Below are 15300 nucleotides of genomic sequence, written 5' to 3'. Positions count from 1 at the left end.
GCCGGGGCAGGTCCGCGTCCTGGCCCCGCGTACTCAGCGGAGCCAGGGCAGGTCCGCGTCCGGGTCCGACGGTTCGAGGCCCTCGGCCATCACGCGCATGATCGCCCCGAGCTGCTCGACCTGCTCCTGCGAGAGCCGGTCGAACAGGGCCTGGCGGACGGCCGTCACGTGGCCGGGCGCGGTGCGGCGCAGGACGTCCATCCCGTCCTCCGTGAGCCGTGCGAACTGGCCCCGCTTGTCGGAGGGGCAGTTCTCGCGCGCCACCCAGCCGTTCGCCTCCAGCCGGGCGACCGCGTGGGAGAGGCGCGAGCGGGTGATCTTGGCGCTCTTGGCGAGCTCGGTCATCCGCAGCCGCCGGCGCGGCGCCTGGGAGAGCTGGACGAGCAGCCCGTAGTAGATGTGCGGCATCCCGGCGTCCCGCTGCAACTGGCGGTCGAGGTGATCCTCCAGGAGCGTGGTGGCGTGCAGGTAGGCGCGCCAGGTGCGCTGTTCCTCGTCGTCGAGCCAGCGCGGTTCGGTCATGTCTCCCATGGGTCCCATCGTACGACTCGTTCTTGAAAGTTGAACTACATAGGTTTACTCTGCAGATATCGAGCTTGAAGTTTCAAGTACTCGCCCGCACGTCACGAGGATGCCGGAGGCCGTCGCCATGGACGCCACGCTGGAACGGATGCCCGCCCTCTACCTGTCCCACGGCGCCCCGCCGCTCGCCGACGACCCCGTCTGGCCCGGCGAGCTCGCCGCCTGGTCCGCGGACCTCCCGCGCCCCAAGGCGATCCTCATGGTCTCCGCCCACTGGGAGGAGGCCCCGCTCGCGCTCGGCGCCACCGAGACCGTGCCCCTCGTCTACGACTTCTGGGGCTTCCCCGAGCACTACTACCAGGTCCGGTACGGGGCTCCCGGCGCCCCGCGGCTCGCCGACGCCGTCCGCAAGCTGATCCGCGGGCCCGGCACGCCCGTGCAGGACATCCCCGACCGGGGGCTCGACCACGGCGCCTACGTGCCGCTCGTCGAGATGTTCCCGGACGCCGACATCCCCGTACTCCAGATCTCCCTGCCCACCCTCGACCCGCGCCGCCTCATGGACATCGGGCGCAAGCTCGCCCCGCTGCGCGACGAGGGCGTCCTGATCGTCGGCAGCGGCTTCTTCACCCACAACCTCGCCGCCCTCCGGCACACCGGCGGCGGGGTGCCGGGCTGGTCCGCCGAGTTCGACGACTGGGGACACCGCGCCCTGGAGGCCGGTGACGTCGACGCGCTCCTCGACTTCGCGCACAAGTCCCCGGCCGGACGCCTCGCCCACCCGCGCACGGAACACTTCGCGCCCCTCTTCGTCACCCTCGGCGCGGCGGACGCGGCCGGCGACCTCGACTCCGAGCGGTCCGTGATCGACGGCTTCTGGATGGGGCTCGCCAAGCGTTCCGTCCAGTTCGGCTGAGGGCTAGAAGATCGAGGGGTTCAGCTCGATCGAGCGGACGGCGGCGGCCAGCGCGAGCGGGTCGCCGACGTCGAGCGCCGCGTCGGTGAACTTGATCGTGTGGTCGTCGCCGTGCGCCGCCGCCCGCTCGAAGACCTCCTCGGAGGTCAGATCGGTCTTCTTGTACGGGAGCGGGTCCCTCGGGGTGTAGGCCGCCGTCACCGCGGCCGCGGCCGCCCAGGCCGCGCCCAGGCTCGGTACCCACAGCTCGCGGGGGAGCGCGGGCAGCGTGCGGAGCACCGCGTTCGGTGCCGTCGCCGCGTGCACGAGCATGATCGGCTCGCCGTGGCCGTGCGTCGCGTACCGGTGCGTCGCCGCCGTCACCAGCTCGGTGAGCTGCTCTTCGGCCGTGTCGGGATCCGGAGCCGCGCCCCACTGCGGGAACGCCGTCAGCTGGTCGAGCCGGGCCGGCATCCCGCCGTCCTGCTGCGCGACGGGCGGTACGGCCTCCAGGGCGGCCGCCGCGCTCGGCGCCACGGCCAGCGGGGCGAGCGGCGGCAGCGGCTGGTGGCGGGCCGCCCAGTAGCCGAGGGCGTGCGCCAGCTCGGCGCGGCGCGGGGCGGTCGCTTCCCCGTCACCGCCGCTCAGGAGCGTGCGTACGGCGTGACCGGTACGGATCACCGGATGCGTCGACCCGCCCGCGATCCCCGGGAGCAGCCGCGGCCACCACTCGGCGAGGACCTCGCGCCAGGGGCGGGCGTCGGGACCGTCGAGCCGCCGCGCGAAGAAGCGCGTCCAGTCGGTGATCCGGGACGGGTCGCCGAGCGCCTCGCGCCAGTCGTCCGCCGTGACGGGGCGGTTCGCGGGCGGCAGCTCCTCCAGCTTGTGCGCGTAGTGGTCGAGCCAGCGGTGCACGGCCGGGGCCTGGCCGTGCCGGACGAGCGCCTCGACGGCCATCGGTGCGTGATTGGTGAGCCGGCCGTTGCGCTCGGGGCCGGTGGTGTGGAGGCGTTCGAGGGCCTCGTCGAGGGTGCCGGACGTGTCGTTGCTGCCGCTCTTGCCGTTCTTGCCGCTCGTGTCGCTCATGGGGACGACGCTAGGGCGGGGCGCGCGGCGGCGTAACGGGCTGCGGACCTAGGCCTGGGGGCCGAGGACCGCCACGGGCAACCCGATCGCCGGCGATGACGTCTGAACAGATGGCGCCGCGTGTGATCGCGGTCTCACCGACAGTGTGGTCGGAGCCCCCGCGGGCGGCGCCGCAACACCCTCCGTGCCCGGTCTGACCTGCACCTCCGTGGGTTTCCCCGGCATGCCCGAAGGGGCGACGGGCGCGCAGGATACTGCATGATCGCGAAAATCCATGTGCCGGGTGGGAATTCTGTCCTGATTCCAGTCGTTGTTTCCGTCGGATGCAGGGCACCCGAAAAGGTGTCGCGACCTACTCAGCAAGGGAGCACGCATGGCAACCCGTGCCGTCGCCCGTCGTCAGACCTCCGCCAAGAGCGGGGCGAGCCGGGCCAGCAGCGTTCGCGCCGTGGGCGGGGACATCGCCGACCGCGACCTGGTCGGCATGTACCTCGACGAGATCGCGCGTACACCCCTGCTCGACGCCGCCAAGGAGGTCGAGCTCTCCCAGACGATCGAGGCGGGCGTCTACGCCCAGCAGATCCTCGACGGAGACGTAGAGAGCGAGGGAGGCGGAGCGGCCCGTGAGGAGCTCGAAGCGCTGGTCGCCGAGGGCGAGCGTGCCAAGGACCTCTTCATCAAGTCCAACCTGCGGCTCGTGGTCGCCGTCGCCCGGCGCTATCCCCGCAGCGGTCTGCCGCTGCTCGACCTGATCCAGGAGGGGAACGCGGGCCTGGTGCGCGCGGTCGAGAAGTTCGACTACGCGAAGGGCTTCAAGTTCTCCACGTACGCGACGTGGTGGATCCGGCAGGCCATCACCCGCTCGATCGCCGACCAGTCCCGCACGATCCGGCTCCCCGTCCACCTCGTGGAGGAGCTGGGCCGCATCCGGCGCGTGCAGCGCGAGTTCAACCGGGAGCACGGGCGCGAGCCGGAGCCGGCCGAGATCGCGGCCGAGCTGGACACGAAGCCCGAGCGCGTCGTGGACGTCCTGGACTGGGCGCGCGACCCGGTCTCGCTGAACATGTCGGTGGACGACGAGGGCGAGACCCAGTTCGGCGACCTCCTGGAGGACACCTCGGCGATCTCGCCCGAGCAGTCGGTGCTCACGCTGCTGCGCAGCGAGGAGCTCGACGACCTCATCGCCAAGCTCGACCACCGCACGGCCTCGATCATCCGCATGCGGTACGGCATCGAGGACGGGCGCGAGCGGACACTGACGGAGGTCGGCAAGCAGCACGGCCTGACGCGCGAGCGGATCCGCCAGATCGAGAAGCACGCCCTGCTGGAGCTGAAGAAGATGGCCCACGACACCGGCTTCGACGCGGTGGCCTAGAGCGGCCGGCGCGTCGAGTGTCACTCCGCGGAGGGGTCTTCCGGGGCCCTCCGGGGTTCCGCGCGCGGCGTGCTCGCGCCCGCGGCGAAGGGGCCCGGGGACTTCGGTCCCCGGGCCCCTTCGCGTACGGCCGCTCCGGCCTCCCCTACCCCCGCGTCGACGCCGCCAGGCGGGTCGACAGCTCCTCGACGTAGCCGTGGAGGGCCGGCGGGCCGTGGATCGTGAAGGGGGCGTCCACCAGGGCCAGGCGGAGCGCCAGCCACTCCACGGAGTCGGCGGAGCGGGTACGGAGACGGCAGGCCGTCGGGCCCGTCGCCGTCGGGACCAGATGGGACGGGAGCCGGGCCGTCACGAAGTCGGCCGGGGCGTCGAAGCTGACGTCGAGCTCCAGCTCGGGCTGCGCCCGGGACATGGAGCGGACGAGGAGCTGGGCCGCGTCCCCGGCGGGGAGCTCGCGCGGGGTGAAGCGGGCGCCCGTCGCGAGCGGGTCGCTCACCCGGTCCACCCGGAAGGTCCGCCAGTCCTCGCGCGCCAGGTCGTACGCGACGAGGTACCAGCGGCGCCCGGTCGAGACCAGCCGGTACGGCTCGACCAGCCGCTTCGACTCGGCGCCGTCGCCCGCCCGGTAGCCGAAGCGCAGCTTCTCCCGCCCCGTGACCGTGCCGGCGAGCGTCGTCAGGGTGGCGGGCGCGACCGTGGCGCCGTCGCCCCTGGTCAGCGGGAGCGTCGCGTTCTGGAGGGTGGAGACCCGGTGGCGGAGCCGCGCGGGCAGGACCTGCTCCAGCTTCGCCAGGGCCCGTACGGACGCCTCCTCGATGCCCTCGATGGCGTGGCCGGCGCCGGCGCGCAGGCCGACGGCGATGGCGACGGCCTCCTCGTCGTCGAGGAGGAGCGGCGGCATGGCCGTACCGGCGACGAGACGGTAGCCGCCGACCGCGCCGAGGGTCGCCTCGACCGGATAGCCGAGGTCGCGGAGGCGGTCGATGTCCCTGCGGATGGTGCGCGCGGAGACCGAGAGCCGTTCGGCGAGCTCGCTGCCGGGCCACTCGCGCGGGGTCTGGAGGAGCGACAGCAGATTCAGGAGTCGAACCGGGGTATCTGTCATGTCTCCCAGAATGCGGCCCATCTAGGTCATCATTTGACCTAGATGACTTCTATCTTCTTCGTATGAGTTCACACGAAGCCGTCACGGATGCGGCCCCCACGGACACGAGCGACAAGAGGCGGTGGATCGCCCTCGCCATCGTGATGACGGCCGCCTTCATGGATCTGGTCGACGCCACGATCGTCAACATCGCGATCCCCAGCATCGAGCGGGACCTCGGCGCCTCCTTCGGGGCCATCCAGTGGATCACCGCCGGTTACGCGCTCGCCTTCGCGGCGGGGCTGATCACCGGCGGCCGGCTCGGTGACATCTACGGCCGCAAGCGGCTCTTCCTCCTCGGCACCGCCGGCTTCACGCTCGCCTCGGCGCTCTGCGGCTTCGCGGCCAACCCCGAGATGCTGGTCGCCTCCCGCCTCCTCCAGGGCGCGGCGGCGGCGATGATGGTGCCGCAGGTCCTCTCGATCATCCACGTCACCTTCCCGGCGCACGAGCGCGGCAAGGTCTTCGGGATGTTCGGCGCGATCATCGGTCTCGGCGCCGTGTCCGGTCCGCTGCTCGGCGCGCTGCTCACGCAGTGGAACATCGCCGGTCTCGAGTGGCGCCCGATCTTCCTGATCAACCTGCCGGTCGGCATCGCGGGCCTGATCCTGGGCCGGAAGTTCATCTCCGAGTCGAAGGCGCCGAAGGCGCTCCGGCTCGACATCGTCGGCATGCTCCTGGTGACGGCGGCGCTGCTGATGCTGATCTACCCGCTGACGCGCGGCCGTGAGCTGGACTGGCCGCTGTGGGGCCACCTGATGATGGTCGGCAGCCTCCTCGTTTTCGCGGCTTTCGTCTTCTACGAGAAGTACAAGACGGCGAAGGACGGTTCGCCGCTCGTCGAGCTGTCGCTGTTCAAGGTGAAGAGCTTCGCGGCCGGTATCGCCGTGCAGCTGACCTTCGGTGTCGTGCTCGGCATCTTCTTCCTGGTCTGGACGCTGTACATGCAGATCGGGCTCGGCTGGACCCCGCTGAAGGCGGGCGTCACCGGAGTGCCGTTCTCGATCGCGGTCTCCGTGGCCGCCGGTCTCTCGGTGCAGAAGCTGGTGCCGCGCTTCGGCCGCAAGGTGCTTCAGGCGGGCGCGCTCACGATGATCGCGGGCGTCCTCCTCTACCTCTTCGAGGCGGGCCGGTACGGGACCGCGATCGAGTCCTGGCAGATGATCCCGCCGCTGGTGATCATGGGTCTGGGCATGGGCCTGATCGTGGCGCCGCTGACGGACGCGGTCCTCTCGGAGGTGCCGAGGGAGCACGCGGGTTCGGCCTCGGGCCTCATCAACACGACGGGCCAGATGGGCAACGCGCTCGGGCTCGGCCTGGTGTCGGTGGTCTTCTTCGGCGTGATCGACGACCGGAACCTCGCGCAGGCTCCGGCCGAGGTGGGCGCGGCCTTCACGGACGCCTTCCAGAACTCGCTGGGCTGGGCGGCGGGCGTGCTCGCCGCGATCTTCCTGGTGATGTTCGCCCTGCCGGCGAAGCCGAAGCAGCACCTGGAGGGCGGCGGCGATGACGACGACGCCCCGGAGACCGTGGCGAAGGAGCCGGTGCTGACGCACTGAGTTCCGACGCCGGACGTCAAGCGAAGGGCCCTGATCCCGGGAGTCGTCCCGGGACCAGGGCCCTTCGTGCTTGTGCTGCGGTCCTTGCCGTGCGGTTAGCTGCGGTTGACCACGCCGCCGGTCTTCAGGTCACCCTTGAAGGGGATGGCGCGCAGGGCTCCGGGTGTCGGGGTCGTCTGCTGGACCCAGGGCTGGTTCCAGATGAAGACGCCGCCCATGACGTTGCCTTGGGTCTGGAAGACCTTGCCGTCGACGGTGACCACCTTGACGAACGCGTCGTTGCCCTGGGCCTCGATGGCGATGCCACAGGCGTTGGACGGGTAGTTGACCGGGACGTTCTCGTTGGGGGGCAGGAGCGCGTCGGTGAGGTCGTGCCAGACGATCGTCCCGCCCGGAACGCTCGCCTTGCCGGCGTAGGCGACACCGTTCGTGAGGACGGCCTGGAAGTCCTCGGTGTTGGACGGGCTGTAGGTGTCGATGTCGGAGCAGGGCCCGGTGGGCCCGGTGTCGCCGGTGGCGCCGGTCGCACCGGTCTCGCCCGTGGCTCCGGTGGCTCCGGTCTCGCCGGTGGCTCCGGTGGCTCCGGTGGCTCCGGTCTCGCCGGTGGCGCCCGTGGCTCCGGTGGCTCCGGTTTCGCCGGTCGCACCCGTGGCTCCGGTCGCTCCGGTCTCGCCCGTGGCTCCGGTGGCTCCGGTCTCGCCGGTGTCGCCGGTGGCGCCGGTCGCTCCGGTCTCGCCGGTGGCTCCCGTCGCGCCGGTCGCTCCGGTGGCCCCGGTCTCGCCCGTGGCTCCGGTCTCGCCGGTGGCTCCCGTGGCTCCGGTCTCGCCGGTGGCTCCGGTGGCTCCGGTCTCACCCGTGGCGCCCGTGTCGCCCGTGGCGCCCGTCGCTCCGGTCTCGCCCGTGGCGCCCGTCGTACCGGTCGCTCCGGTGGCCCCGGTCTCACCCGTGGCTCCGGTAGCGCCGGTCGCCCCCGTCGCCCCCGTGGCGCCCGTGTCGCCCTTCGGGCCGGGCGGTCCGGTGGGGCCGGTCGGGCCTGTGGGGCCGACCTTGCAGTCGTCGTCGCCGCCGGCCGGGACCGTGCGCAGGGCACGGATGTCCTGGCCCTCGACCAGGGGCTGGATCGCGTCGTCCAGGAACGCCTGGAGGCCGTCGACCTCCGGCGAACCGCTCTGGTCGGCGCTGCGGGGGCCGCCCTCGTGCTCCCAGGGCGGCGGGCCGTCCTCGTGGTGCGGGGGAGGACCGTCCTCGTGGTGCGGGGGCGGGCCGTCCGGGTGGTGCGGGGGGCGTTCCTCGCAGTGGCCGCCCGACGGCGGGCCCGCCGCCGTCCTCTCCGGGGAGCCCCAGGCGGCGGCGGTAGCCGCCGGTGAGGCGAAGCCCGTGAGGACGAGTGCGACGGAGGCGATGGCCCCGCCGACGACCCAGGGGCGTCGTCGGGGCAGGGGACCCAGCGGGGACCTGGTCCTGGCATCAGGACGCATGCATGCTCCTTCCTCCACCGGCCGCGCCGCGGCCGGTCCGAATGATGTCCGGGAAGCCCGTTCGAGCTTCCTGGTCGGATCATCGGATCGCGCTTGCGAAGGCTTGACGGTCTGGCGGCACTCCCAACGCCATGGCCTATCGCCCCTAGCCGAACGGATGCGTACACGAAGGCGAATTTCGAACCGCTCATCGGCGTGCCGACACCGCTCCTTCCGTAGGCGCCCGTAGGGTCGCCCACCCCCCGAGCGCTCTCCCGTCCCCACCGGAAGTGGTGTTGCCATGCAGCCGTCCATCTGCCTGTGCATGATCGTCAAGAACGAGTCCAAAGTCATCGAGCGATGCCTCGCCTCCGTCCGCGGTCTCGTGGACACCTGGGTCATCACCGACACCGGTTCCACCGACGGGACCCAGGACCTGATCCGCAGCGCCCTCGCCGGCATCCCGGGCGAGCTGCGGGAGGAGCCGTGGGTGAACTTCGGCCACAACCGCAGCCTGAACATCGCGCGGGCCCGCGGCCGGGCCGACTACCTCCTGCTCCTCGACGCCGACCACGTCCTGCGGCAGGACGGCCCGCTGCCGGAGCTCACCGCGGACGCGTACATGATCCGCCACGAGGGATCCCTGGAGTACCGCATCAAACGCCTGGTCAGGGGCGATCTGCCCTGGCGGTACGAGGGAGTCACCCACGAGTACCTGACGGCCGACCGGGACCATGCGCAGCGGAACCTGGACGTCCTGGCCATCGAGGACCACGCCGACGGCGGGTCACGCCACGACAAGTTCGAGCGGGACGCCCGCCTCCTGGGCGCCGAGCTCGACCGGGACCCGACCAATCCCCGTACGGTCTTCTACCTCGCCCAGACGCTGCGGGACATGGGCCGCCACGACGAGGCCGTCACCCTCTACGAGCGGCGCGCGGCCATGGGCGGCTGGGGCGAGGAGGTCTACTACTCCCTCTTCCAGTCCGGTGTCCTCCAGGCCGCCGATTCCGGCGCGTGGCCGTCCGCGATGGACGCCCTCTCGCGGGCCTGGGAGTCGCGGCCGGAGCGGCTCGAAGCCTGTTACGAGCTGGTCGCGCGGCTGCGGAAGATGCGCCGGTACCGGGCCGCCCACGCCATCGTGTCCGCCGTCCTGGACGGGAAGCAGCCGGACGACCTGCTGTTCATGCAGCCGTGGGTGTACCGGTACGGGCTGCTCTTCGAGTACTCGATCACCGCGTACTGGACGGGCGACCACGCCGCCTCGCTCGCCGCCTGCGACCGGCTGCTCGCGCTGCCGGAGCTGCCCGCGGCGTACCGCGAACAGACCCGTGCCAACCGTGCGTTCGCCGTGGGGAAGCTGGCGGAGGCCGGCGTCCACGTGCCCGACACCGTCACCCCGGACCCCGCGCCCGACCCCGCGCTCGTCTGACGGTCAGAAGAGGTACGGGGGCAGGGGCAGGGACGTGGGCGTCAGCGGACCCGTGCGCGGGTCTCCATCGCCGCGCGGGCCGAGCGCTCGTCCTCGTACACCTCGCACATGTGGCGGCCGTCCGGGGTCGCCGTGTGCTCGATCTCCCAGAGGCTGACCTCGCTGCCGTCGAGCAGCAGGAACTGGTGCTCGTAGAGGGTGAAACCGGCGTCCCGGCCTCCCTCCACCGTGCACTGGCGCCCGAAGGCCTGCGTGATGTGGTGGGCGAAGGCCAGGCGGAGCCGCCGGGCCGTGCGCTCGCCCGGTCGGTCCACGTTCTCCGCGCGCCGCAGGACGCGGCGGGCGTGGTCGGCGGAGTTGTCCGGCACGTACATCCGGGGCTGGGCCGGTATCGGGCGGGCGAGCAGGGCGCTCAGGAGCGCCATGTCATCGTCGTCGTCACTGTCGAGGGCGGTGCCGTCGGCGCGCTCCGCGGTCCAGCCCGGCAGGGGCCCTGCCGGCAGGCGGGAGGCCGCGAGCCGGGCCTCCGACTCCTCGGCGTACAGCTCGTGCTGATCGGTGCCGTCCCGGCCGGTGTTGTGCGTGAGCTCCCACAGGCTGAGCGCACTGCCGTCGGCGAGCAGATACGTGTGGCGGTAGGTGGTGCGGTGCAGCGACGCGCTGTGGTGCGAGGAGTGCAGCGCGCTGGAGTGGGCGAGCGCCGTGCCGAGGCGCTCGACGGTGGAGTCGGGCAGGTCGAAGGAGTTGAGCGCCCTGCCGAGGAGCCGCTCAAGGTGCGTCTCGGTCGTCTCGTACGGATCGTGAGGATCCCGCGGATCGTTCAAGAGGGTCTCCAGGCCGTCGCCGCATGTCACTTGGTGCTTGCTAAACGTAGTCCCTGGGTCTGACATCTTGTCCTGGGTTCCGGAAAACGAAGGGCGCGCACCGGAAGTTCCCTCCGGGTTCTTCGTCAACTCCCTTGTGGTTACCTGGAGTACGGGGGTGGGTCGGCGGGTCGGTCCGTCTCCCCGGCGTACAGCTCGCCGTACGAGGGGAAGTCGCCGCCCGGGCCGCGCAGCCCGCCGGGGGCCGCGAGCAGCGCCCGGACGATCGCCCGCGTCACCAGGTCCGCGCCGGCCGCCAGGATCTCGTTCAGGGCGAGCGGACCGGGCTCCTCCGGCAGCTCCCGCCGCCCGGTGGCGAGCGCGAAGACCGTGTCCCCGTCGTTCATCAGGTGCACCGGACGCACGGCGCGCGCGATGCCGTCGTGCGCCGTGCCCGCGACCTTCTGCGCCTGCGCGCGGGTGAGCACCGCGTCCGTGGCGACGACGGCGAGCGTCGTGTTCAGCGGGGGAGGGGCGCTCGCCGCCCGGGCCTCCGCGAGCCGCCGCAGCGCCGCCTCGTGCACCGCCTCCGCCGGGAAGGCGGGCCTGCCGCCGCCGAACCAACTCCCGTACGGGACGCCCGTCGCCGGGTCGACGGCCGAACCGACCGCGTTCACGACGACCAGGGCGCCGACCGTGATCCCCGAGGCCAGGACCGTGCTCGCCGTCCCCACCCCGCCCCGCAGCCCGCCGACGACGGCCCCGGTGCCCGCGCCGACCGCGCCCGTCTCCACGCGCGCGTGGTCCCCGCTCGCGTCGGCCGCCTCCGCCGCCGCCCGTCCCGTCGCCGCGTCCGGCCTGGCGGAGAAGTCGCCGCCGCGCCCCAGGTCGAAGACGCACGCGGCGGGCACGACCGGCACCACATGGGACGGGTCGGGACCCACCCGCACGCCCCGGTGCCGCTCCTCCAGCCAGGCCATGACGCCGGAGGCCGCGTCCAGGCCGTACGCGCTGCCGCCGGTCAGGACGACCGCGTCGATCCGCTGGACCACGTTCCGGGGGTCGAGGGCGTCCGTCTCCCGCGTGCCGGGACCGCCGCCCCGTACGTCCACGGCGGCGACGGCCCCGCCCTCCGGGGCCAGGACGACCGTGGTCCCGCTCAGCGCCCCGGCCCCGGCCACGCGCGCGTGCCCCACGCGCACCCCGCTCACGTCGGTGATCGAGTCCAAGCCGCCGTCCAGGCCGCCGTCCGCGCCGCCGTCCAGGCCGCCGTCCTCGCCGTCCATCTGCTCGGGCTGTGTCATGTCCCCTGCCTACCACGCGGCTTGGCTCAGCGCTTGGGGCCGAGGTAGGTGCCGCCCGAGGCGTCGATCACGGTCCCGGTGATCCAGCGGCCGTCCTCGGAGGCGAGGAAGGCGACCGGATCGGCGATGTCCTCCGGCTGCCCGACCCACGGCAGCGCCTGGCCGCCGATCAGCATTCCCTCCAGCGCGGGCATCGCCGCCATGGCGGCGGTGAGCGCGTCGGTCTGCGTCGGTCCCGGCGTGACCGTGTTGACGGTGATCCGACGCTCCCCGACGACGTTGGCGAGGGTGCGGGTGAAGGTCTCCATCGCGCCCTTCGACATCGCGTACGCCAGCTCGTCGGAGAGCGCGATCCGCGTGACGGCCGACCCGATGTTGACGATCCGGCCGCCGTCCCGGAGCACCGGCAGGAGCCCCTGCACGAGGAAGTACGGCGCCCGGACGTTGACCGCGAAGAGCCGGTCGAACAGCTCCGGGGTCTCGTCCCAGAGGTGCCCGCCCGAGGAGGTCGTGGCGGCGTTGTTGACGAGGACGTCGAGCGCGGCCTCCCCGGTGTGGGCGGCGAGCCCGGCCCGCACGCCCTCGACGAGCGCGAGCACCCCGTCGTGCGTGGCCAGGTCGGCGCCCACGGAGAAGGCCCGGCCGCCGTTCCGCACGATCAGGTCCACGGTCTCCTGCGCGGCGGCGGCGTCCTGCCCGTAGTGGACGGCGACGACCATCCCGTCGGCGGCGAGCCGCCGGGCGACGGCCCGCCCGATACCGCGCGACGAACCGGTGACGAGGGCGGTACGGGTGGTGGCGGTCCGGTCGTGGGTCTGCTGCTGCATGACGTTCTCCTCGGGCGAGCTTCCGGTGCGCCCCGGGGCGTTTCCCCGAGGCACGGAAGAAGACTCGCGCCGACCGCTGACGAGCCACTGACCGACCACTGACAGCCCCTGACGGCACCTGACAGGGCAGCCCCTGACGGTCTCTGACGGCCCTAGAGGAGCGCGCCGACCTCCTCGCCGAGGGAGTCGTACAGCGACTCCAGGATCACGTCCTTGTCGACGACGGGGAGGCCCAGCCGCGGGGCGCGAGGGCGCGGGTCAGGGTGCGGTTGCCGCCGGCCGGGAGGCCGGCGACGACCACGAAGGCGCGACGGGTCATCGCGGCACCAGCCCGGCCCGGCGGGCCGTGTCCGCCGCGCGGGCGCGGTCGGCGGCCGCGGCGGTCGGGTCGCCGGCCGCCTCGTGGACGGCGGCGCGGCGGTGGAGCAGGTCCACGACGTCCTCGGCGACGCCCAGGGAGGCGAAGAGCGCCAGGGCCTCCGCGAGCAGGGGCAGCGGATCGGGGGAGAGGGCCGCCAGGCCCTCCAGGGCCGTCGCCGTGCCCCACCGGTCGCCGAGCGCCCGGAATCCGGCCAGGGCCTCCGTCAGGAGCGCCTCGGCGGTGGGCCGTACGTCCTCCCCGTGGCCGGTCGCGGTCATCAGGACGGCTCGGCCCACGAGGGCCAGCGACCGGGACCAGGGGTCGTCGCCCAGGCGCAGGCCCTCGACCGGGCCCACGGTCGTCGACCACAGGAACGCCGTGTACGGCTGCCGGAGCGGAGCCGTACGCGAGCCGAGGAACTCCCGGGCGCGCTCGACGGGTCCGCCCTCGCGCAGCCCCGCCGCGAGCACGCACAGCGCGTACTCCTCGCCGAGCTCCGCCGTCGGCTCCACCCGGTCCAGGAGCTCCGCGACCGGCGCGGCGACCCGGCCCCGGAGCCCGCGCAGCCACCAGTACGGGGTGAGCGCGGCCACCAGCCGCAGCCCGTCCTCCGGCGCGCCCCGGCGCAGCGCCGCCCGCAGGTTGGCGTCCTCGGCGTCCAGCCGGGCCAGCCACTCCAGCTGCGCGGAGCCCCGCAGTTCGGGGTCGGCGGCCTCCGCGAGCTCGCGGTAGTACACGTGGTGGGCGGCGGTCGCCGGGTCCTCGTCCGGCAACTGTCCGGCGGCGTAGGCGCGGATCGTCTCCAGCATCCGGTAGCGGCCGTCCCGCGCCTCCAGCAGCGACTTCTCCACGAGGGAGGCCAGCGGGCCGGCCCCCGCGCCGCACACCCGGGCCACGGCCTCCGCCGTCGCGCCGCCCCGGAACGCCGAGAAGCGCGCGGCGAGTTCCCGTTCGCCGGGTGCGAGGAGCGACCAGCTCCACTCCACCACCGCGCGCAGGGTGCGGTGCCGCTCCGGCGCCGTACGGTCCCCGCGCGACAGCAGCTCGAACCGTTCGAGCCGCTCGCCGAGCCCGTCGGCGAGCTCGTCGACGGAGAGGGTCCGCAGCCGGGCCGCCGCGAGCTCGACGGCGAGCGGCAGCCCGTCGAGCGCGGCGCAGAGCTCCGGCACGCGCGCGTGGCCCGTGAATCCGGGCCGTACGGCCGCGGCCCGCCGCACGAACAGCTCCTCGGCCGCCTCGGGCGTCAGCGCCCCGAGCGGCAGCAGCGACTCCCCGGTGATCCCGAGCGCCTCCCGGCTCGTCGTCAGGACCCGCAGGTCCGGACAGACGGCGAGCAGACGGCGTACGAGGACGGCCGTCTCGTCGACGACGTGCTCGCAGTTGTCGACGATCAGCAGCACCGGCCGCCCGGCCAGTGCCGTCTCCAGCCGCGGCGCGCCCCCGCCCCGCACACCGACGGCCACCGCGAAGGCCTCGGCGACCTCGCCGGAACCGGGCCGCCCCGCCACCGCCCCGAGGTCCACGAAGCGCACCTCGCCCGGCAGGCCCGCGCCCACCTCCAGGGCCAGCCGGGTCTTGCCCGCGCCGCCCGGTCCCACCAGGGTCACCAGACGGGCGGCCGTCACCAGCGAGGCCAGGCGGTCCCGCTCCCGCTCCCGTCCCACGAAGTCCGTCAGCGGCGCGGGAAGGGAGGCGGGAAGCGTCCCCGTCGTCCCCGTCAGCGGCCCCGTCGACGGACCCGCCGGCGCCACCGCCCCGCCGCCCCGCAACAGCTCCAGGTGGACGGCGGACAGTTCCGGTGACGGGTCGGCCCCCAGCTCCTCGGCGAGCGCGGCCCGCACCTCCTCGTACACGGCGAGCGCCTCGGCCTGCCGTCCCGCCGCGCGCAGCGCCCGCATGTGCAGGCCGCGCAGCCGCTCCCGCAGCGGGTGTTCCCGGGACGACGACTCCAACTCCCGTATCAGCGGGGACGGGAGGTCTCCGCCCGCGGCCAGTTCCGCCGCCGCCCACTCCTCCACCGCGTCGAGCCGCAGCCCTTCGAGCCGGGCCGCCTGACCCGCCGCGAAGGGCGCGTCCCGTACGTCGGAGAGCGCCGGCCCGCGCCACAGGCCGAGCGCCTCCCGCAGCAGGCCCGCCGCGCGTACGGGGTCGCCCGCCGCCCTGGCCCGGGCGCCCTCCCCGGCGAGCGCCTCGAACCGCAGCACGTCCACGTCCGCCGCCGGGTCCGCGACCGCCAGCCGGTACCCGGCGGGCGAGAACTCCAACGCCACCCCCGGCGGCAGGACCCTGCGCAGCCGGGAGACCTGCGCCTGGAGCGCGCCCTGCGCGCCGGCCGGCGGCTCGTCCCCGTACAGCCCGTCGACGAGCCGCTCGACGGGGACGGTCCGGCCCGCGTCGAGGAGGAGCCGGGCCAGCAGGGCGCGGACCTTGGGGCCGCCGACGGCCGCCGTCGGGGCGCTGGTGTTGTCGGTGGCTCCGGTGGCTCCGGTGGCGTCGGACAGCGCGAGCGGTCCGAGAAGGCGGAAGATCATGGGC

General features: G+C 73.6%; 12 protein-coding genes. 4 read left to right on the top strand and 8 right to left on the bottom strand.

The features are described 5' to 3' along the window. Positions 1–33 precede the first annotated feature (33 nt). The gene (locus ACFC0G_RS15190) at positions 34–540 is read right to left on the bottom strand and encodes a MarR family winged helix-turn-helix transcriptional regulator (protein WP_376402878.1); all 507 of its coding nucleotides are present in this window, start codon (positions 538–540) and stop codon (positions 34–36) included. Positions 541–649: 109 nt separating this feature from the next. Between ACFC0G_RS15190 and ACFC0G_RS15185 the strand changes: the two genes are divergently transcribed. Continuing rightward, positions 650–1438, top strand: a complete 789-nt coding sequence (locus ACFC0G_RS15185) for a dioxygenase (RefSeq protein WP_376402875.1) — start codon at positions 650–652, stop codon at positions 1436–1438. Between the two features lie 3 nt (positions 1439–1441). Here the strand turns inward: ACFC0G_RS15185 and ACFC0G_RS15180 are convergent, their stop codons facing one another. Continuing rightward, positions 1442–2503, bottom strand: a complete 1062-nt coding sequence (locus ACFC0G_RS15180) for a questin oxidase family protein (RefSeq protein ID WP_376402872.1) — start codon at positions 2501–2503, stop codon at positions 1442–1444. A 373-nt stretch (positions 2504–2876) separates the two neighbouring features. On the opposite strand from ACFC0G_RS15180, the gene ACFC0G_RS15175 reads away from it, so the two are divergent. Continuing rightward, on the top strand, positions 2877–3878 hold the full coding sequence (locus tag ACFC0G_RS15175) for an RNA polymerase sigma factor RpoD/SigA (protein ID WP_024760604.1): 1002 nt from the start codon (positions 2877–2879) through the stop codon (positions 3876–3878). A 145-nt stretch (positions 3879–4023) separates the two neighbouring features. Here the strand turns inward: ACFC0G_RS15175 and ACFC0G_RS15170 are convergent, their stop codons facing one another. Next, positions 4024–4983, bottom strand: coding sequence for a helix-turn-helix transcriptional regulator (locus ACFC0G_RS15170; protein WP_376402868.1), 960 nt, complete (start codon positions 4981–4983; stop codon positions 4024–4026). A 62-nt stretch (positions 4984–5045) separates the two neighbouring features. Here ACFC0G_RS15170 and ACFC0G_RS15165 point away from each other — a divergent pair, with 62 nt between their 5' ends. Beyond that, entirely contained in the window at positions 5046–6581 is a 1536-nt protein-coding gene (locus tag ACFC0G_RS15165; RefSeq protein ID WP_376402865.1) for an MFS transporter, read from the top strand. 95 nt (positions 6582–6676) lie between these two features. Here the strand turns inward: ACFC0G_RS15165 and ACFC0G_RS15160 are convergent, their stop codons facing one another. Beyond that, a complete protein-coding gene (locus ACFC0G_RS15160) occupies positions 6677–8059 on the bottom strand; it encodes a hypothetical protein (protein ID WP_376402862.1) in 1383 nt (460 codons plus the stop codon). 280 nt (positions 8060–8339) lie between these two features. Between ACFC0G_RS15160 and ACFC0G_RS15155 the strand changes: the two genes are divergently transcribed. Further along, entirely contained in the window at positions 8340–9470 is a 1131-nt protein-coding gene (locus ACFC0G_RS15155) for a glycosyltransferase (protein WP_376402859.1), read from the top strand. A 41-nt stretch (positions 9471–9511) separates the two neighbouring features. Here ACFC0G_RS15155 and ACFC0G_RS15150 read toward each other — a convergent pair whose 3' ends face one another. The 4 genes from ACFC0G_RS15150 to ACFC0G_RS15135 form a co-directional block, all read right to left on the bottom strand. Continuing rightward, positions 9512–10360 (bottom strand): DUF6227 family protein, encoded by an 849-nt coding sequence (locus ACFC0G_RS15150; protein ID WP_376403313.1) that lies wholly within the window; start codon positions 10358–10360, stop codon positions 9512–9514. A 74-nt stretch (positions 10361–10434) separates the two neighbouring features. Continuing rightward, positions 10435–11559, bottom strand: coding sequence for a P1 family peptidase (locus ACFC0G_RS15145; protein ID WP_376403311.1), 1125 nt, complete (start codon positions 11557–11559; stop codon positions 10435–10437). A 44-nt stretch (positions 11560–11603) separates the two neighbouring features. After that, positions 11604–12404 (bottom strand): SDR family oxidoreductase, encoded by an 801-nt coding sequence (locus tag ACFC0G_RS15140; RefSeq protein ID WP_376402856.1) that lies wholly within the window; start codon positions 12402–12404, stop codon positions 11604–11606. Between the two features lie 315 nt (positions 12405–12719). Beyond that, on the bottom strand, positions 12720–15296 hold the full coding sequence (locus ACFC0G_RS15135; RefSeq protein ID WP_376402853.1) for a BTAD domain-containing putative transcriptional regulator: 2577 nt from the start codon (positions 15294–15296) through the stop codon (positions 12720–12722). Positions 15297–15300 lie beyond the last annotated feature (4 nt).

Origin of the sequence: Streptomyces sp. NPDC056169, from assembly GCF_042268445.1 — a bacterium.
GTDB lineage: Bacteria > Actinomycetota > Actinomycetes > Streptomycetales > Streptomycetaceae > Streptomyces.
This window is presented reverse-complemented; position numbering and strand designations above follow the sequence as displayed.